General features: G+C 69.9%; 12 protein-coding genes and 1 pseudogene. 6 read left to right on the top strand and 7 right to left on the bottom strand.

Annotation, left to right across the window (positions count from 1 at the left end):
• Positions 1-94 precede the first annotated feature (94 nt).
• On the bottom strand, positions 95-928 hold the full coding sequence (locus ACSMXV_RS32920) for a TauD/TfdA family dioxygenase (protein WP_473174779.1): 834 nt from the start codon (positions 926-928) through the stop codon (positions 95-97).
• A 240-nt stretch (positions 929-1,168) separates the two neighbouring features.
• On the opposite strand from ACSMXV_RS32920, the gene ACSMXV_RS32915 reads away from it, so the two are divergent.
• Positions 1,169-1,819: a LysE family translocator gene (locus ACSMXV_RS32915; RefSeq protein ID WP_473174778.1), complete on the top strand. Its 651-nt coding sequence runs from the start codon at positions 1,169-1,171 to the stop codon at positions 1,817-1,819.
• A 27-nt stretch (positions 1,820-1,846) separates the two neighbouring features.
• Here ACSMXV_RS32915 and ACSMXV_RS32910 read toward each other — a convergent pair whose 3' ends face one another.
• On the bottom strand, positions 1,847-3,010 hold the full coding sequence (locus ACSMXV_RS32910) for a winged helix DNA-binding domain-containing protein (RefSeq protein WP_473174777.1): 1,164 nt from the start codon (positions 3,008-3,010) through the stop codon (positions 1,847-1,849).
• 202 nt (positions 3,011-3,212) lie between these two features.
• Here ACSMXV_RS32910 and ACSMXV_RS32905 point away from each other — a divergent pair, with 202 nt between their 5' ends.
• The gene (locus ACSMXV_RS32905) at positions 3,213-4,385 is read left to right on the top strand and encodes a magnesium and cobalt transport protein CorA (RefSeq protein WP_473174776.1); all 1,173 of its coding nucleotides are present in this window, start codon (positions 3,213-3,215) and stop codon (positions 4,383-4,385) included.
• A gap of 149 nt (positions 4,386-4,534) precedes the next feature.
• Here ACSMXV_RS32905 and ACSMXV_RS32900 read toward each other — a convergent pair whose 3' ends face one another.
• From ACSMXV_RS32900 to ACSMXV_RS32890, 3 genes are all read right to left on the bottom strand, one after another.
• Positions 4,535-5,641: a hypothetical protein gene (locus tag ACSMXV_RS32900; protein ID WP_473174775.1), complete on the bottom strand. Its 1,107-nt coding sequence runs from the start codon at positions 5,639-5,641 to the stop codon at positions 4,535-4,537.
• Positions 5,642-5,860: 219 nt separating this feature from the next.
• The gene (locus ACSMXV_RS32895; RefSeq protein WP_473174774.1) at positions 5,861-8,092 is read right to left on the bottom strand and encodes a trypsin-like serine protease; all 2,232 of its coding nucleotides are present in this window, start codon (positions 8,090-8,092) and stop codon (positions 5,861-5,863) included.
• A gap of 85 nt (positions 8,093-8,177) precedes the next feature.
• Positions 8,178-8,702 (bottom strand): hypothetical protein, encoded by a 525-nt coding sequence (locus ACSMXV_RS32890; RefSeq protein ID WP_473174773.1) that lies wholly within the window; start codon positions 8,700-8,702, stop codon positions 8,178-8,180.
• A gap of 501 nt (positions 8,703-9,203) precedes the next feature.
• Between ACSMXV_RS32890 and ACSMXV_RS32885 the strand changes: the two genes are divergently transcribed.
• The 4 genes and pseudogenes from ACSMXV_RS32885 to ACSMXV_RS32870 all read left to right on the top strand — a co-directional run.
• The gene (locus ACSMXV_RS32885; RefSeq protein ID WP_473174772.1) at positions 9,204-12,587 is read left to right on the top strand and encodes an ALF repeat-containing protein; all 3,384 of its coding nucleotides are present in this window, start codon (positions 9,204-9,206) and stop codon (positions 12,585-12,587) included.
• Between the two features lie 78 nt (positions 12,588-12,665).
• Complete coding sequence (locus ACSMXV_RS32880; RefSeq protein ID WP_473174771.1) at positions 12,666-14,609, top strand: DNA/RNA non-specific endonuclease; 1,944 nt, start codon at positions 12,666-12,668, stop codon at positions 14,607-14,609.
• Between the two features lie 38 nt (positions 14,610-14,647).
• Positions 14,648-15,694, top strand: a complete 1,047-nt coding sequence (locus ACSMXV_RS32875) for a hypothetical protein (RefSeq protein ID WP_473174770.1) — start codon at positions 14,648-14,650, stop codon at positions 15,692-15,694.
• Positions 15,691-16,023 (top strand): annotated as a pseudogene (locus tag ACSMXV_RS32870) (hypothetical protein); the annotation flags it as partial. The gene ACSMXV_RS32875 and the pseudogene ACSMXV_RS32870, both read left to right, overlap by 4 nt.
• A 104-nt stretch (positions 16,024-16,127) precedes the next feature.
• Here the strand turns inward: ACSMXV_RS32870 and ACSMXV_RS32865 are convergent.
• Together ACSMXV_RS32865 and ACSMXV_RS32860 are read right to left on the bottom strand one after the other, a co-directional pair.
• Positions 16,128-17,582 (bottom strand): glycoside hydrolase family 32 protein, encoded by a 1,455-nt coding sequence (locus ACSMXV_RS32865; protein ID WP_473174769.1) that lies wholly within the window; start codon positions 17,580-17,582, stop codon positions 16,128-16,130.
• A gap of 78 nt (positions 17,583-17,660) precedes the next feature.
• Entirely contained in the window at positions 17,661-18,587 is a 927-nt protein-coding gene (locus ACSMXV_RS32860; RefSeq protein ID WP_473174768.1) for a carbohydrate ABC transporter permease, read from the bottom strand.

Below are 18,587 nucleotides of genomic sequence, written 5' to 3'. Positions count from 1 at the left end.
TCCGGCTTGCGCTGCTCGATCGGCCGCGTCGCACATCGCGTCTTCCTGTGGTCCCCCGGCCGTCCCTGTGGCTGCGTGCGGCGGCCGCCGCACGCTACGCACTCATCGGCAGCTTCGGCACCACGATGTCGAGCGGCCCCTCCGGAACCGCCACCGCGTCCGTCGACCAGCCCCAGATCGAGCAGACCTTGCGCAACGGATCACTGTGGCCGTCCCTCCCGTGCAGGACGCGGTAGTTGTCGATGCAGATCATCTCGCCCGCGTCGACCCGGAACATGGGCCCTGTGTCGCGCGCCGCGACGACCGCCTCCTCCCACCTGCGTACGAAGGTCCAGTGCTCGGCCTCCGACGGGCCCTCGACCGGTGCGAGATACGGGTGGTAGCGGCCCTGGAAGCGCCCGGAGGGGGCGGTGCGGGCGATGGGTGCGTGCGTGCCCTGCGGGTAGTTGGGCTCGGAGTGGTCGATGTCGATGCCGCGGCAGAAGTCGGCGACAGCGGCCCACTCCGGGTCGGCTGCGAGCAGATCGAGCAGCCGGGAGGTGTCGATGAGGAAGGAGTCGCCGCCCCTGGCCGCCGGGCGCTCGCACCACAGGAACAGGTGGTCGGGCGCGTAGTCGCCGAAGGCGAAGCCGTCGTTGTGCGCGACCATGCGCTCCTCCGTCGGCGCCATGCTGCGCTTGCGGCCGCGCGAGTCGACGGGCTGCATGGCCACCTGCGCCGCCTCCTTCTCGCCGTGCGCCTTGGTGGCCTCGAACTGCGTACCGATACGGACGGCCTTGTCACCCATGACCTCACGGCCGTACGCGACAGCCGACTCCTCGTCGCAGAGCCCCGTCACGATGGCCGCACCCTCGGTGGCGAGCACCTCGCGGGCCTCGGCTGCACCGGCCACCCGGCGCGGGATGAAACTTGCGGAACTGACGTCCATTGCCCGACTCCCCTTTGACATGGATGCAGCTGACATGGATGCAGCGTTGAACCGATTGGTTCACGTGGTTCACGCCACGGTAGGGCCGCGGTGTTTCCCCCGCATGTCCCGCACGGAACACGGCGATTCCCATGCACGGCTGTGACAGTGACTCCGCGGCCGGATTCGCGGCTCGGCCCGCAGAGCCCTCTCCACAGCGGGCCGCGTGCGGTTGAATGGCGGGCGTTGGAGGTGATGGGCATGGTGTCCACGGACCGGGTTCTGGCCTTCGCCGCGATGTCTTTGCTGGTGATCGTCATCCCGGGGCCGAGCGTGCTGTTCGTCATCGGCCGGGCCCTGGCGCACGGGCGGCGGACCGCGATGGCGACCGTGCTGGGCAATGTCGTCGGCTCGTATCTGCTGGTCGTGGCGGTCGCCTTCGGTGTCGGCTCGATCGTCGAGCGGTCGGTCGTGGTCTTCATGGCGGTGAAGCTGGCGGGGGCGGCGTATCTGGTGTTCCTCGGCGTCCAGGCGTTCCGGCACCGCAAGGAGTTGAAGGCCGACGTCATCAGGGCCGAGCCGTCCGACGCCGCGGCGCACGGCGATGTCCGTACCGTCCTCGACGGTGTCCTCGTCGGTGCGACGAACCCCAAGGGCATCGTCTTCTTCGCGGCGGTGCTGCCGCAGTTCGTCGACCACACGGCGGGGCATCTGCCCACGCAGATGCTGCTGTTGGGACTGGTCCCGATCGGCATCGGCCTGATCACGGACACGCTGTGGGGGCTGACGGCGTCCGCGGCGCGCACCTGGTTCGCCCGCTCCGACCGCCGCCTGTCGCTGATCGGCGGCGCCGGCGGCTTCACCATGATCGGCCTCGGCGTGACGGTCGCGGCGACGGGCCGCGCGGACTGAGCCGCCCCTCGCGTCCAGCGGCACCGCCTATGCGACCACAGTCCCGAACCGGATGTCGTACGACGAGGCCCCGGTCATCACCTTCAGCATCCGCTCCCCCTCCGCCGCCACCTCGTCCCGCTGTACCCGGGTCAGGGCGTCGAAGGGCTGGATCGTCAGCGTTGCCGCCGCGCCGTCCCTGCTCTCCTCCAGCCGCCATACGCCTGCCAGGAAGCCGTCGACCAGCAGCGTGCAGAAGGCCTGGTTGGCCTTCCAGCTGCGGCCCTTGTGCTCGGCCGGGACGACGCGGGTGCGGTCGGCGTGGGAGAGCAGCAGGTTGTCGAACTCGGGCAGGAAGCGGGGCGCTGCCGGGGTGTCGGGCGCGGGGCGGGGTGCGGCGGGCAGGTCGAACAGTTCGATGCCGTGCTCGTCACGGAAAGTGATCAGCTGGGGCCGCAGCCGCTCGACGGCGTCCCGCAGCCGTGTCAGGCCCGCCCAGGTCTGCATGTCCCTGACGGATGCGGGGCCGAAGGCGGCGAGGTAGCGCAGGACGGTCGCGTCCGGCGCGATGGGGGTACCTCCCTGCTCGAGCACAGCCGAGAGCCTGGGGGACGGCTCGGTGAGGCGGCCCAGCCACTTCTCGGCGGTGGTGAGGACGACCTGGCCGCTCTGCCGCCACAGGCCGCGCGGGGTGACCTGGACGAGCGGCAGTTTGCAGCGAGCGGCGACGGCGAGCGCCTGCGGATCAGCCTCCGGCCACTCGGTGAGCAGCGCCTCACGCAGCTGCCTCATGGTGCGCGGCTGGGCCTCGACCAGTTCCCGGCTGAGCTCGGCGAGCCGGTCCAGATCCACTCCGGCGAGCCCGTCGCGGAAGTTGTTCAGCTCCCGGTCGCGTGCCGGCTGCACGAGCGGTCGCAACGTGAGGCAGTCGTCGGCGGTGTGGGTGTGGATGGTGGACCGCATGGTGACGATGCGGACGACCTCGCGGGAGGCCATCAGCGCCGACAGCTCCTCGGGGTCGAAGCCGTCGAGCCGGGCGGCGAGGGCGAAGTACGGCGGCTTGACGTTCTGCGACTGCAATCCGAGCAGGTGCTCGACGGCGTCGCGCGCGGACACGGCGCTCCGGCGCAGAAGCAGCTGACGGTCGAGGGTGGCGCGGTTCAGCTCACGGGTACTGAGCACGCGCGCCGCCGAGGTCGTCGTCTTGGTCATGCCCCGCACGGTAGCCCGGCTTGCGGACAGCTACAGTCCTGCCAAAGCGGTCAATGGGGGCCGACAAGATGGACACCGCCAGTGGGACGACGGCCAGTGGGGCACCGGCCATCGGAGACCGCCGGTGGGACGCTGGGCAGTGGAACACCGGTTCAGAACGGCGACAGACGCACAAGCGACACGGACACGGGAGGCTGCCGCGATGTCAGAGCGACGAGCGCGCCCCGTAGCGGCTCGGAAAATGGCGAAGAAGTACGCATGGCGGCGTGCGGCGGCCTCTCCCCCACCGTCATCCGCGGAGCCCACGTCGCCGCAGCAGCCGCAGGACGCCTCCGCCGACCCCGCCGCGGATCTCGGCAGCGTCGTGCAGGCGGTGCTGTACCGCGACGGCGTACGCGTCTCGGCGCCGGCCTCCCTCGCGGACACCTTCCACGAGCTGCGCGACCAGCGGGACGGCATGGCGTGGATCGGCCTGGCCCGCCCGACCGAGGCCGAGCTGAAGTCGCTCGCGGCCGAGTTCGACCTGCACCCGCTCGCCGTCGAGGATGCGATGGAGGCCCACCAGCGCCCGAAGCTGGAACGTTACGGCGACACGCTCTTCGTCGTCCTGCGCGCCGCCCGCTATCTCGACGCGCCCGAGGAGGTCGACTTCGGCGAGCTGCACGTGTTCGTGGGCCCCGACTTCGTCATCACGGTCCGGCACGGCGCGGCCCCGGACCTGTCGGCGGTACGCCGCCGGATGGAGGAGAGCCCTGAGCTGCTGAAACTCGGCCCGGAGGCGGTCCTGTACGCCATCCTCGACGCGGTCGTCGACGGCTACGCGCCCGTCGTAGCCGGTGTGCAGAACGACATCGACGAGATCGAGACCGAGGTCTTCCGCGGCGACCCCGAGGTGTCCCGCCGCATCTACGAACTCTCCCGCGAGATGGTGGAGTTCCAGCGCGCCACCCGTCCCCTGGTGAGCATGCTGCACGGCCTGATGGCCGGCTTCACGAAATACGGCACGGACGAGGAACTCCAGCGCTACCTCCGCGACGTCGCCGACCACGTCACCCACACCAGCGAACGCGTCGACGGCTTCCGCCAGGCCCTGGCGGACATCCTCACGGTCAACGCGACCCTGGTGACCCAGCAGCAGAACGCGGAGATGCGGGCTCTGGCGGAGGCGGGCTTCGAACAGAACGAGGAGATCAAGAAGATCTCGTCGTGGGCCGCCATCCTGTTCGCGCCGACACTGGTCGGGACGGTCTACGGCATGAACTTCGATCACATGCCGGAGTTGCACTGGGTACTTGGTTACCCGCTCTCGATCGCCCTGATGGCCACTGTATGCACCAGTTTGTACTTCATCTTCAAGCGGCGCGACTGGCTCTGAGTAACTGTCGTGGACGGGCCGCGCCACCACCTGGGCAGCCGCCTACAGAACGGACTACTCACTGTAACTACTCGCCAAGCGAGGAAACGCCGATGAGCGGCGCAGTATTACTGCACCCCTCATCGGCGAGACTTGCCCGCATGAGCGTTTCAGGAACGTGTCGCGGTGCCGCACCGCCGGACGTCGCCTCGTCCCCGCGTGCGCTCGTCGACCGGCCGGCTGCGATCGTACGGGTCGATCGCGGAACCGTCTCCCGGGGGGACCGTGGCGCGGTCGGTGCCGAACTCGGGGGTGAAGTAGCCGGTGTAGGTTCCGCAGCCACCATTGGTGGTGTGCGACTTATACGAGACGAGGGAGAACGTACCCCGGTCGATGCGGACCTTCGCCGGGTCGTCCCAGCTCATCACCACCTCGCGACGGACGATGGTACGAACCACCTCGCTGCTGCCGGCGGCGGCTCGCATGACCGGATAGACGTAGCTGACGTCGGTTGACACTTCGAGCGCACCGCGCTCGCCTTCGCGGTAGGTGATCCGTCCACGTGTCTTGACGACGTCCCCGACGAGCTGCACTTTCGCCGTGTCGAAGCGGGTGAAGAGCAGTAGGGGGTCGTTCTCTGGGCTGGGCGCGCGGAATGCGTCCCTCAGGTAGTCGTGAACGTCGCGCTGCTGGGGGTTGAGGAATCGGATCGCCTCGGTGGGGCGTTCGCCCCGCAGCACGTCAGCGTCCAGGTTCGACCCGACGAGGAAGTCCCGGGTCCGGTCGAGCGCCTGCCTGACCTGGACCTTGCTCATCCAGCCCGTCGCCCGCGCGGCGGGGACGTAGATCCCGTCCGCGCCGTCCGCCCAGTGCGCTGCGGGCGAGCCCCGGAACGGGGCGTTGGCAGTGGGGAGTTGGCCGGAAGACCCGCCTGAGGGTGGCTCGCTCGGCCGCTCGGACTCGGCAGCCAAGGGCAAGCCCTCATCCCCGTCTCCGAACCACCCGATCACCGACCCCGGAGCGAGAGCCAAGACCACCAGCGCGACTGCGGCTGTCAGGCCTATCGCGTACCAGGGCTTTCGGCGGCGCGTAGGGGTGGCCGGACGATAAGTCCGCCACCCCTCAGGCGCCGCCGGCTGCTCGCGGAGTCGTCGTGTCACCATCCGCGCCCGCGCCGACGGCTCCTTGGGTGCGTCCTTGGACCCGACTCCGGCCGCGGCGTCCCGCAGGAAGCGCTCCCACTCCTCATCGGGCATGGATGCTTCGCTCCTGTTCACGCTGACGTTTCCCTTCTGACCGGCCGCGCTGGTGTCGACAGGTTCCTCAGAGCTGTTGGTAGTGGGTTGTTGATGAGCGCATCATCGAGCGCGGCCCGACGGGGGACGGGATGTCCACACACGGCGCGAAGGATCTCGGCGATGTCGCACGCGGTCCCGTGCAGGCCCAGAGGGCGCGGGGCGATGGCGTTTCGACGCCCCGCGCCGATGGGTTGTGGCTCAGCGCGCGGCGTACCCGAAGGCGGTGCCGACTGCGGGCAGACCGCCGGTACCGGGCTGGTAGGTGGTCACCGTTCCGTCGGTGCCACCGGGGATGACGTTACCGATCGGCAGGGCGTGCAGGGCGCCGTAGGTGCTGGGGCCGTAGGGCATGCCGGCGTAGAGGCGGGTGCCGGTGAAGTGGATGCTCTGGCCCAGGCGCTGGCCGGCCTTGGGGGTGCCGGGGATGCCGTCGCCGTCTCCGGCCTCGATCCACAGATCGTTGTCACCGGCCGCGCCCAGCATCGAGAAGGTGTGAATCGCGCCGGATGCGGCCTCCGTGCCGATGGCCTCGCCCGGGGTTCCGACGGCGACGAGCAGGGTGGCGGCGGTGGCGACCTCGCGCGGTGCGGTGTTGATCGCAGTCAGGCTCTCGCCCATCCGGTCACCGGCCTCCGAAGTACTCACGACAGTGTCGTCCGCTTCGCCCTGGCGCAGTTCGCGAAGGAAGCTCCAGGTGCTGTCGGCGTTGACCCGCACCAGGATGGCGCGACCCGCCTCTGCCTGGTCGCTACCACCGGCGGTGGTGGTCTCGCCCGGCGAACCGATCGCCAGCATGGAGGTGTCGGTGCCGGCCGTGGTGGAGGAGCGGTAGGCGGTCATGGCCAGGGCCGCGCCGAACTCGTCGCCCGCCTCGGCGGCACCGGTCACCGCGCTGTTGTCCTGGTCCATGCCGCCGATCGTTGTCGGGCGGCCGTCCGCGTCCAGGGTGTGGCTGAACAGGGCCACCGTGCCGGAGTCGGTGGCGGTGCCGATGGCCTCGCCGGGCGCGCCGATGGCGAAGAAGTTCTCGTCACCGGCGACTGCGGCCCCGAACTTGTCGCCGGCCTCGGCCACTCCAGGCACCTCGGTTGGCAGGTCCTGGTGGACGCTGCGGCTGGTGTCGCCGTAGACGTAGAAGGCCAAACCGCCCTCGGCCTCGGTGCCGACGGACTCGCCCGGTACTCCGATGAGAATCCAGGGGCGGCCTGCGGCCGTGGTGCCGGCCGCGAGGGCCTGGCCCATGCGGTCACCGGCCTCGGAGGCCGAGGCGAGGATCGCGCCGGTGCCCGCGCCCTGCTCCAGGTGCTTGCTCTTCACCGCACCGGTACCCAGCCCGCTGGGGCCGCCGAACAGCACGTCGACCATGCCCGCGTTCGCGGCGCCGGCCAGTTCATCCCCCGGGGTGGCGACCACCAGGTCGGTGTAGCCGTCCTGGTCGTAGTCGACGGTGGCCAGCGCCTCACCGAAGCCGTCGTTCGCCTCGGCCCCGCCGGACACCCAGTCCAGGTCCTGGTCGAACTGGGCGGTGCCCCCGCCGTCGCCGTACACGACCCGCACCAGGCCGGCGCCGGCATCCCCGCCCACACTCGCCTTCGGATCGGCGACGGCGATGTCCTCGACACCGTCACCGTTGAAGTCGGTGATCGCGGGGGCACCGACCTTGGAGTCGATCCAGGACTTCAGGTCGTCGACACGGGCGGTGACACCTGCCGTGCTGGTCTGGGTGGCATCAATGCCGAAGCAACCGCCCTGAAACGACTGGCTGTTGAGGGCGACCAGCTGGGCGGCGGTGCCGGTGCCGCGCAGCACCGGGCCGCCGGAGTCGCCGGCGCAGGCGGCGGCACCGTCCTTGCCGGTGACCGTGGCGGTGGTGCCGTCCGCGGAGTCGACGGTGTAGGCGGCGGTGTGCAGCTTGAGCGGCGCCCACTCGTCCTTGGTACGGCCGTAGCCGGCGAACTTCAGCTCCTCGCCGGCGGCCGGGGCGGCTGTGGCCAGGGCAGCGGGGGCGACGTCGGTGACGGGCCGGTCGAGGCGGGCCAGGACCACGTCACGGTCGGTGCGCGGCACCAGTTCGACGATCCGGCGCTGGGCACCGGAGGTGGTGGTGAGGTCCGTGCGGCCGATCGTCGCGGTTACCGTCGACTTCGGGACTCCGGCGGCCACGGAGAGGCTCTGTGTCGGGTCGTCCGCGAAGCAGCTGGCGGCGGTGAGCAGCCAGTCGGCATCGATGAGAACGCCGGAGCAGCCGCGGTCGTGGGACCCGACGACGATCTGCGCAGTGTAGGCGTGGGTGGTGTCGGAGGCCTCGGAGGCCACTCCGGTGACGGCGGCCGCAGGCGCGGCGCACAGCGCAAGTGGCACGGCCATGAGGGATGCGGCCGATGCAAGGAGACGGGAGCGTCTGGAGACGCTCACGGTTCTGTCTGTCATGGGTGAGCTGTTTCCTTGGAGCGAGGACTGCTCGTCCGGTACACACCGGACCGCAGCGTGGTGGTCACGGGACGGCTGTGAGGGGCTACTTGGAGGTCCTGATCTCGACAAGCAGGAACTCACGGCCTTCCGGGTCGGCGGACTCGCCCACCGGGGTCCAGGTGTTCTTGGTGATCTCGAAGGTCTTCTCCTCGGTGCCGACGGTCATGTCGACGGTGGTGGAGTAGTCGTTGCCCTTGACCGAGTAGACGGCGGGGATCTCCAGGGTCAGCCAGCCCTCGTCGCCGACGACCTTGAAGCAGATCTTGCTGGCGTTGTCGCGGGCCAGGAGCTCGATCTGCCCGGTGCCGGCCACGCAGTCGGCGAGCGTGATGTGGCCGTCGCCGCGCTTCAGGACGAGGTTCTTCTCCGCCAGGATCTTGTCGGCCTGCGGGTAGTTGAAGTCCTCCACGGCATAGCCGGGGGTGCCGTCTGCGACGCTCGCCGCGTCGGCCTTCTCGGATGGCGAAGCGAGGACGCCAGCGGTCGTGGCGAGTACGGCAAGTGCGCTTGCCGCCGCAGTGCCGAGAATCCTTGCCGCAAGCCGATTTCTCCGCCGCCGCATGGTCATTGTGCGGTGTCTCCTCATTGCATTCCTCAGTTCGAAACGGAATCACAGGCATACGAAACAGGCCCTGCATCCAAGGGCTATCTCTTTGCCTTGAGATGGCTCGCCTGACCCCCGTAGCAACAGGCCATGACGCTGCGTCAGCGCCGTGGGCCCCGCCATGCCAACACGAAGTAAAGGCCTGGTCCAGCACCTTGATCCATCCGAAACCGGGCATCGACCACACACTCGGTGTGACCTTCGCCATCTTGCGAAAAGGTTGTATCGATAGTTGTGAGGGTTGCGTAAATACTTACATTACAGCCGAGTTGAATTGTCCAGATACGGTTACGTAAATGCTTGCATTGCAGCCGAGTTCCATTGTCCGGATATACAACTCGGCTTCCATTACTTCGAGTTGATAGGGTCATCGGAATCCAGTGACTGCCCCGCCGCATTCTGTGGCGAGTCCTGCCCGCAGGATTGCGACGGGCCTCACCCACTGCCTTCGCGAGGAATTCCCCTATGCAGACAATGTTCTGGAGCAGACGCCGCGTGCTCGGTGTGCTCGCCGCCGCGACCGCCGTCGCGGCCACCCCTTCGGTCCTGGTACCGGCCACCGCCACTGCCGCCGAAGGCACCGCGCCCGAACCGGTGCCGCTGCCGGACACCGAGCGCGCCAAGGTCGTCAGGGCGTGGCTCACGGGCGGCAAGGGCGTCAAGGCTGCCGCCGCCGAGGCCCTCTACGGGGCGGACACCGACATCCAGACCTTCCTCGCCGAGACGCTGCCGAAGCAGACCGCCGAGGACAACCGGGTCGCGATCGTCCGCAGCCTGGACCGCGCGGGCAAGGGCCTGCGCCGGGAGGCCGTCGCCGCCCTGGACAACGGCGACACCGCGATAACCGCCTTCCTCAAGGACGGCTTCAGCCCCGCCATCCTCGAAGACCTCCAGGTCGCCACCAGCATCGTCGCGTCCACCGGAGACAAGGCGGTGGTACGCGAGGCCAACGCCGCCCTCGACGCCGGCACCGCGCAGGCGCTCACCGCCTTCCTCACCGACCAGCAGTACGACGCGCGCCTGGAGGACACCCGGGTCCAGGTCAGCGCCATGCTGATGACCGGTGGTCCGGAGGTGCAGAAGTACGCGGACCGCGCGCTCAGCGGCACCGCGGCCGATGTCGAGTGGTTCATCGAGACAGGCCAGCACATCGCGCGCGCCCGCGACCAGGAGTCGGCGACCATCGAGGAGCTGGTGGCCGTCGTCGAGCGGGAGGGCAAGCGCGCCGAGCGCGAGACGAACCTCGCCGTGGAGGCAGGGGCCCGCGCCGAGACCGCCGCCACGAAGGCCAAGGAGGCCGCAGAGAAGGCCGCCGCCGAGGCGTCCGCCGCACAGAGCGACGTGGCGAAGTCGGGGGCCGCGGCCCGGAAGGCGGCGAGCGCGGCGAAGGGCGCGGCAGACGCCGCGCGCAACGCCATCAACGCCTCCAACGCCGCGGTGAAGGCGTCCCGCCGCGCCTCCTGGGCGGCCGCCGGTGCCGCCCAGGCCGCCGCGAAGGCCGGCAACGCCGCCGCCCGCGCCTACAACGCCGCGATCGCCGCGTCCAAGGACGCGGGCAAGGCAGAGGATGCCAAGAACGCCGCGGTCGCCGCCCGCAACGCCGCCGCGAAGGCCCGCAGCGCCGCCGCGGCCGCCGCCAAGGCGGCCCTCGCCGGCGATGCGTCCTCGGACGCGGGCCTGGCCGCCGCCTCCGCCGCCCGTAACGCGGCCGCCGCCGCCACCGCCGCCGCCCAGGCCGCCGTCTCGGCCGGTGCCGCCCAGGCGGAGGCCGACGAGGCAAAGCGCCAGGCCGCCATCGCCACCAGTGCCGCCAACCGCGCCACCAACGCGGCCTCCACCGCCCAGGCCCTGGCCACCACCGCCGCGGCTGCGGCCCGCACCGCCCGGGACGCCGCCAACTCCGCCGCCGACCACGCCGAGAAGGCGGCGGCCGCCGCCGACGAGGCCGTCCTCAACGCGGGCAAGGCCATCGACTACGCCAACAAGTCGACCGCCCACGCCACGGAGGCCGTGAACGCGGCCAACATCGCCACCCAGGCCGTCACGGACGCCATCGAGGTGGAGAAGAACGCCCGCGCCGCCGAGGCCCAGACCCTGGAGCAGGACAAGCAGCAGGCCATCGAGGAGGCCCAGCAGCTCGCCGCCATCGAGCAGGCCGAGCTGTCCGACGTCCGCGAGAAGCGGCTCATGGCGGAGCGCACCAGCCAGCAGACCAAGGACGTCATCGCCAAGGCGGAAACGGCCCTGTACTCCGGCGACATGACGCTCGCCGCGACCCTGGGCCGGCAGGCCGCGATCGCCCTGATCGACGCCCGCGGCGCCTACACCCGTCAGGCAGCCCAGCACGCCCTCGCCGGTTCCGACGACGACGTCTACGCCTGGATCGACCTCGACCGTGCCCTCGCTCAGGCGCAGGACGACCGCGAGACCACCCTCCACGTGGCGACGGTCGCCGGACCGAAGGTCGCTGCGGCCGCCGCGGCCGCGCTGGAGAGCACCGACTCGCTCGCCGTCGGGGACTTCCTCACCAGCGGTATGAAGCGCGCCTCGGACGAGGACCTGCGCGTCGCCATCAACAAGATCATCGCTGAGGGTGCGGGCAAGGCCGTCATCGAAGCCGCCAACAAGGCGCTGGACTCCAACACCACCGAATCCCTCAACTACTTCTTCGACCACGACTACCCCCTGGCCGTCCAGGAGGACGACCGGGTCCGCGCCAGCGAGCTGATCGCCACCGCCGGCGAGTTCACCAAGGCCTACGCGGAGGTCGCACTCGAAGGCCCGGCGTGGATGCTGCGCAACTTCATCACCGTGATCCAGTACCGCACAGCTCAGCTCGACCACGACACCGCCACCCACGTCGCCGCGGTCCGTGGAGCCATCGCCGCGGCCGCGAAGATCGCGGAGAAGGCGCAGGAAGACGCGGCCCTCGCCTCGAAGGCCGCCGCCGACGCCCGCAACGCCGCCGCCGAGGCCCAGGAGTGGGCGCAGAAGGCCCTCGACTCCGCCGCCAAGGCCGACGACTACGCCCAGCAGGCGCGGGACAACGCCGACGCCGCCGACAAATCGGCCGCCGACGCCCAGGCCTCCGCCACCACGGCGAAGAACGCCGCCGCCACCGCCCGCAGCGCCGCCCGCTCCGCCAACTACTCGGCAAACAAGGCCGTCGACTCGGCACGCACCGCCCTCGCCTCCTCCGCCGAGGCCCAGCGGTCGGCCGCCGCCGCCCGCGCCGCCGAGCTCGCGGCCAACGCCGACGCGAAGGCCGCCGCCGCCGCGTACTCCGAGGCCAAGCAGATCGCCGCAGACAAGAAGCGGGCCGAGGACATCGCCAAGGCCAAGGCGGCCGCCCTCAAGGCCCAGGAAGAGCGCGAAGCGAAGCAGGACCCGGCCAACAACGACAAGAACAATCAGGTCAACCCCAACGGAACCGCGGACGGCGACGCCGACGAGTGGTGGAACGACGCCCAGTTCTACGCGGACGCCGCCAACGTGGTCAGCATCGGCGCCGGGTTCCTGGCGGCCGGCTGCGCCCTCGCCGCCTTCGTCTTCCCACCAGCCCTCGCGGCGGCCGGCTTCTTCGCCGGCGTTTCCGCGGGCGCGGGCGCCCTGGGCTCCCTCTTTACGGGTATCGAGCACGGCTTCACCAGCGGCGCCTTCTTCGAGTCCGCCGTCGGCACCGGCCTGAGCCTGGTCTCCTTCGGCGCCTACAAGTGGGTCGGCGCCGCCGACAAGGCGCTCGACGGCGGCCTCGTGAAGCCCGTGGTCAGCAAGATCACGGACACCGGCGAGGACCTGGTCTCCGGCATCACGAAGGGCCTTAGCGACCTCTGGGGCCTGGCCGCCTGATCCCCCTCCGGGGGGCGCCGCGATCAGGCGGCGCCCCCTGCCCTGCCCTATCCCCTTCCACGGAAAGTTCCTTCCCCCATGCATGAAATACGTGGCGGGCGCGCCACAAGGAGACGCGCCCGCTCGACGGTCCTGACCGTCCTCACCGCCCTGACCCTCGTCCTCACGACGGCCGCGACGAGCCAAGCGGCCGAGCAGCCGTCGGGCACGGCGACGGACTCGTCCGCGACGGCGGCCAAGTCGTCCGCCAGCAAGGCCGCCGAGCCCAGCTCGGAGACCACCGAGACCAGCGAGATCGCGGGCGAGTCTGGTGAGAAGTGCACGGCCACCGCGCCCGGCTCCAAGGAGCGCCGCGCGGGCGCAGTCGAGTCCTGTGTGACCGTCACCCCCGCCCCCGCGAAGGCGGAGACCCGCGCCGGTGTCGCCGCCACCGCTGCTGCCGCCGCCGGAAGCTGCGACATCACAAACCCCGGCAGCTACAGCTACGAGCGCTTCTCGTACTGCGTGACCGGCATCAACGTCACCTACATCCTCCGCGACAGCAACGGCCTTGAGCTGGGCCGCGGCGTCCTGGAGGTCTCCACCGGCGGTGACCTCTCGGCGACGGCAACGACCTGGAGCGAGCAGGTCTCCGTCACCATGATCAGCGCCACCGGCGAAGTCGCCGCGCTGAACGCCAAGTTCCGCGCCTCGTGCGACGCCGGCTGCACGGCCACCAAGACCGCCCCCTGGTACGGCGGCGACCTCACCCTCGGCCAGACCCTGACCGGAACCGTCACCTACTCCTCGTCCCAGACGACGGGCTCCTCCGCCTCCTTCTACACGGCCTACGCGATGTACGTGACGTCCCCGGGCGCGACGGCGGTCGACCCGAACGCGTCGTGGAAGAACGCGCGTCAGATCAGGTGCGACGACGCGGTCGGGGGGGCTTCGTCGGCGGGGTGTGCCGTCCCGTCGATCATGGCCGAGCTGCCAATGAGCACGCAGGGCTCGGACCAGGGCGGTGCGGTAGCGGCCTATCTGTGGGCCCAGAAGAACCTCGCTGACCGCTGGGGGCTCAACACCCCGATGACCCGGTCGACGAGCGGCATCGCCGACCGAACGAGCAACACCTGCGGAACCGGATCCTCGAAGCCGTTCGCGGACGCGAGCGACCTCATACCGACCGACACCTGTGCCCAGTTCCCCTTCGCGGAGACGGAGGAAGGAGGAAGGGACGGGGCCGAGTGCGCCGAGCTCATTCCCTACTACGGCAACGGCGGATGGGTCATCCACGAGCTCAACGGCGGTTCGAGCCTCGACACCTCCCAGCGCTGTGTTCGCGCCCATGTCGCCGCAGCTGACAAGCAGTTCGCGGACAGCCAACTCGCCGACGGCTTCGCGGGCCAGCGGGTCATCGACGCCGACCAGTTCAAGCTGGGGTTCACGGCGTCGCTCGACGGCTCGCACGCCGAGTGCCTGGGGATCTCGCCCGAGGGTGCGCGCCCGGCCGGCAACGGATGGATCCTGAACACCACCGAACCGGTCCCGCACATCAACAAGAGCGACCCGACGAGCGCGGCCGGTGCCCGGGCGACCAAGTCCACCGCTTGTCTGGGCAAGCAGCTCGGACCCGGCAGCGAAGCCGGCGGAGACATAACCGGCTGGCAGGACGCGGCCGCGTACGCCACCGCGAACAATCTCACCGACCAGCTCGCCCGGTGCCACCTGATCGCCAACGTCCTCGGCGGCAGGATCTCGAACAACCTTGTCCCCTGCTGGCAGATCGGGATGAACACAGGGACGCCCAGTATGCGGACCTACGAGTCCGTGGTTCAAAACAGGCTGGACGGTGGAATCGGGGAGGACGACGCGATCCTCTACGAGGTGACTCCCACCTATCTGAGCGACGACAGCACGATTCCGGCGGGCGTTACGATGAGCGCCAAGATCGAACACGAGGACGGATCGGTGGAACAGCTCTTCTCCGACGTCTACATCCCCAACACTCAGACCGGCGGATCGCACAACCTCGGCAACTGATACCTCTCCACACCGTTTTCGTGCCCTCGGGAGCCAGCATGAGTTTCACCACCCCGCCGCGGCCGGTCGACGTGACCGCGCTCTTCCCTCAACTGGCCCCGCTGGCGCGGACGGCGACCCGGCTGCACCCGCGGCCGGGGTCGCCGACGGTGCATGACAGTTCCGTCGGCGGGCCGCTGCTGTGGCCCGCCGACGAGCCGTGGCCGCACTGTGATGGACCGCACGTGTGGGACCACGTAAACCCCGCCGTGTCACCGGACGACGTTCGACTGCAGCGCCTCAACCGGGCGGCAACGGTCGACCGGCGGCGCCGAGCCTCTCGGGCGCCTGTGCTCACGCCCGAGGAACTAACAGCCGAGAAGCGTCTCAACGCCGGATGTCCCTGGCCCGAAGGTCCGATCGCTATGTTGCCGGTGGCCCAGCTGTACATCCGCGATATCCCGCTCCTGGCCGCTCCCGGCCTTTCCGAGGCTGATGTCCTCCAGGTGTTGTGGTGTCCCTTCGACCACCCGGTGGCACCCCGAACCGCGCTGTACTGGCGTTCTTCGGCAACGGTCACCGAAGTCCTCAGCGCACCGCCCGAGCCGCCCGCGATCCAGTTCTCCAGCTACCTGCCGGAGCCGTGCGTGCTCTCACCGGAACAGGTCACTGAGTACCCCAATCCCATGGAGCTGGCCACGGAGCTGCAACAGGAGCTGGGCGACCTGAGCCGGTGGGAGGCGGCCGGGGGAGCATGGGACGGCACGTACGATGCCGACCCGGCGGATTTCTACCGGGACCAGCTGTGCCACGCCCCCGGATGGAAAGTTGGAGGCTGGTCCCGGTGGGGCCTCACCGACCCCATCCCCCGCCCCTGCCCCGTATGCGGCTCCGAGACGGTCCCGCTCCTCACCATCGCCAGTACCGAGTGGAACGCGGGGAGCAAGAGCTGGGCCCCTGAGGAGGAGCGGACCAACCCGACACCGATTCCTCCCGGAACTCCTCCGGCGAATTTCACCAAGATCATTGTTGCCAGAGGCTACGCCCTGCAACTCCACGCCTGCCCGTCCTCCCCGGACCACCCGCACATCGAGCTGGTCCAGTGACCGGTAGGCCAGGAGCCGGCAGGACGTTCACGACCCCGTCGCGGCCACTCGACGTGACGGCCCTCTTCCCTCAACTGGCCCCGCTGGCGCGGACGGCGACCCGGCTGCACCCGCGGCCGGGGTCGCCGACCGTGCACGACAGCTCCGTCGGCGGGCCGCTCCTGTGGCCCGCCGACGAGCCGTGGCCGTACTGCGACGAGCCGCACAACAGCCGGGCGGCACTGGTGGTCCACTCACCGGACGACATCCGGCTCCACCGCCGCGTCCGCGTCGCAGCGGCCGAGCGGCTGCGCCTCGACCCCGAGGCACCCGAGTGGACCCCCGAGGAACTGGTGGGAGGCTGACCGTGACACGGTGTGAGCAGTACCGCATAATCGCAGGTCAGCGTCCCCAGTGGCGGGACTGGCTCTAGACCTCGCCGGTCGCTCGTCGGTCATGCGTCCTGCTGTTGGCTTGCAAGCAGCGACTCTTGGCGGATTCCGCCGGGATTCAGGTCCCACGCCTCGACCGTGAAGTCGCTGCCTCCGGTGCCTGTGGTGTGGGCCTGCAGCCGCCATGGTCCGTCGCCGATGGGATAGAACCTGAGGGTGAGGACTTGGCCGGTGGACACGTAGATCTCGACGATCGAGCGGTCCACGATGACGCGCAGTTCGACAGGAGTGCCGGGGATCGGCGCGACCGGGCAAGGGACGGTGTACGTGCCTGCTCGTGCTCGTGCGTCCAGTGATGCGCGGCTGCGGTCCACGGTGAGCCGGCCTGCGGTGGGGTCGAGGTCGATGTCGAGGTACTCGGTGCCGTCCGCGGAGGTGACCAAACGCAGACCGCCGGCGCCAGTGGGGTCGGGGGTCAGGACCGCAGTGAGGTCGAAGGTGCGGCCGACCTCCCCGAGTTCGACCGGCAGGGATCGGGTGACGTGTCCGGTGCGGTGCAGGACGCGTTCCCCGCGCAGGGCGAGCAGTTCGCGTGCGGGGCGTTGGGCGACCGTGCCGCCGTCAGCCAGGGTCAGTTCGCGTGGGAGAGTGAGGACGCCTGCCCAGCCGGCTTCGTGCGCCCAGGAGTCGTCGCGGGCCTCCCACGCCCAGCCCCACAGCAGCCACCGGCCTTCCTCGGGAGCCTTGAGCAGGGCCGGGGCGTAGAAGTCCGGGCCGTGGTCCAGCCGTACGGGCGGTGCGGCCGCCGTGAAACGGCCGTGTTCCTCGTGGCCGGTGTGGACCGTCACATGGCTTGGGCCGCCCTGCGGGGTCCAGTCGCTGACGATCAGGACGCCACGGTCACCGAAGGTGGCGTACTGGGGGCATTCCCAGCCGGCCGGGTCGGCGGGGCTGCTGGTGTGGAAAGGGCCACGGTACTCCCAGTTCTCCAGGTCGTCGGACTCGTAGAGCAGTGCCGCTCCGCGGCCGTCGGCGAGGGCTGAGCCGACGAGCATCCGCCAGCGGCCGTCCTGCCGCCAGACGTACGGGTCCCGGTACATGGTGGTTCCGGCGGGCGGCTGCGGGATGAGCAACTCCGGCCGCTTGGTCCAGGTGTGTCCGCCGTCGTAGGACTCGGCGGTGGTGACCGGCTGCCACCAGCGGCCTGTGCGGTTGGCGGAGTAGAAGGCCACCAGTCGGCCGTCGACGGAGATCGCGTTGCCTGAGTAGCAGCCGTCGGCGTCGTCGCCACCGGGGGTGGGGGCGAGGGCGACCGGGAGCGGTTCCCAGGTGATCAGGTCGGGGCTGCGGAAGTGGCCCCAGTGCACGTTCGCGTGCTGCGGGCCGTAGGGGTTGTACTGGAAGAACACGTGGTAGTAACCGTCGTGGAAGACCAGCCCGTTGGGGTCGTTGATCCAGTTGCGGGGCGGGCGCAGGTGTACGGCGGGCAGGTGAGGGTCGGCGGGCGGCGTGGACACACAGGGCCTTTCAAAGGGGTGCGCGAGGCACAGGGGGGTGGCAGAAGAAGTGGAGGCGGGTGCGGGGCCCGGCCGGGGTCAGCCCTTGACGCCGCTGGAGGCGATGCTGCTGACGAAGGCCCGCTGGAAGGCCACGAACAGCGCGAGCACCGGCACGGTGATCATTGACGAGTAGGCCATGACCTCGCCCCAGGACGGGTTGAGCTGGAAGAAGTAGTCGATGCCGACCATGACCGGCCGCAGTTCCTCGCTCTGGACGACCATCAGCGGCCACAGGTATTGGTTCCACATCGGCAGGAAGGACAGGATCGCCACCGTGGCGATCGCCGGACCGGACAGCGGCATGACGATGCGCCGGTAGATGCCGAACCAGCTCGCCCCGTCGATGACCGCCGCTTCGTCGAGTTCCTTGGGGATGCTCTGGAAGTACTGGTGGAAGAGGAAGATGAAGAGGGCGTTGCCGACGAACGGCAGGATCTGCACCTGGTAGGTGTCCAGCCAGCCTTCGGTCACGATGAGCCGGCCGCCGTCCAGCTGCAGCCAGGGCAGTTTGTTGACCCACCAGACCATCGGCAGGGCGTAGGTCTCGAACGGCACGACCAGCGTCGCGATCACGGCGGTGAGCACGATCTTCTTGCCGCGCCACCGCATCCGGGACAACGCGAACGCCGCGAGGCTGTTGATGAGGATGCTCAGCGCCACCGTGATGACGGAGATCCCGATGGAGTTGAGCAGGAACCGGACGGCGGGCACCCGGTCGAAGACCCCGGTGTAGTTGTCCAGGGACAGAGCGCCGACCGGCAGGAACGCCTTGATGCCGTCCAGGTCGCCGAAGATCTGCTCGTCGGGCTTGAACGACGACACCAGCATGAAGACGATCGGGAACGCGAAGAACAGCGCGAGCGCGATGCGAGCCGCCTGCAGGCCGATCCGGCGCGGCGACGGCCTCCGACGGCGGCCCGGGCGTGCGGGAGTTGGGGCGGGAGCAGGGGATACGGAGGTCAT

It is taken from the genome of Streptomyces sp. DSM 42067, from assembly GCF_055792885.1.
The sequence above is the reverse complement of the archived record's forward strand: the minus strand, read 5'-3'. Positions and strand labels throughout refer to the sequence as shown.

Excerpts from the sequence above, each read along its gene's own strand:
- ACSMXV_RS32920 (WP_473174779.1), bottom strand. The coding sequence starts at position 928 with ATGGACGTCAGTTCCGCAAGTTTCATCCCGCGCCGGGTGGCCGGTGCA.
- ACSMXV_RS32915 (WP_473174778.1), top strand. The coding sequence starts at position 1,169 with ATGGTGTCCACGGACCGGGTTCTGGCCTTCGCCGCGATGTCTTTGCTG.
- ACSMXV_RS32910 (WP_473174777.1), bottom strand. The coding sequence starts at position 3,010 with ATGACCAAGACGACGACCTCGGCGGCGCGCGTGCTCAGTACCCGTGAG.
- ACSMXV_RS32905 (WP_473174776.1), top strand. The coding sequence starts at position 3,213 with ATGTCAGAGCGACGAGCGCGCCCCGTAGCGGCTCGGAAAATGGCGAAG.
- ACSMXV_RS32895 (WP_473174774.1), bottom strand. The coding sequence starts at position 8,092 with ATGACAGACAGAACCGTGAGCGTCTCCAGACGCTCCCGTCTCCTTGCA.
- ACSMXV_RS32890 (WP_473174773.1), bottom strand. The coding sequence starts at position 8,702 with ATGACCATGCGGCGGCGGAGAAATCGGCTTGCGGCAAGGATTCTCGGC.
- ACSMXV_RS32885 (WP_473174772.1), top strand. The coding sequence starts at position 9,204 with ATGCAGACAATGTTCTGGAGCAGACGCCGCGTGCTCGGTGTGCTCGCC.
- ACSMXV_RS32880 (WP_473174771.1), top strand. The coding sequence starts at position 12,666 with ATGCATGAAATACGTGGCGGGCGCGCCACAAGGAGACGCGCCCGCTCG.
- ACSMXV_RS32875 (WP_473174770.1), top strand. The coding sequence starts at position 14,648 with ATGAGTTTCACCACCCCGCCGCGGCCGGTCGACGTGACCGCGCTCTTC.
- ACSMXV_RS32860 (WP_473174768.1), bottom strand. The coding sequence starts at position 18,587 with ATGACCTCCGTATCCCCTGCTCCCGCCCCAACTCCCGCACGCCCGGGC.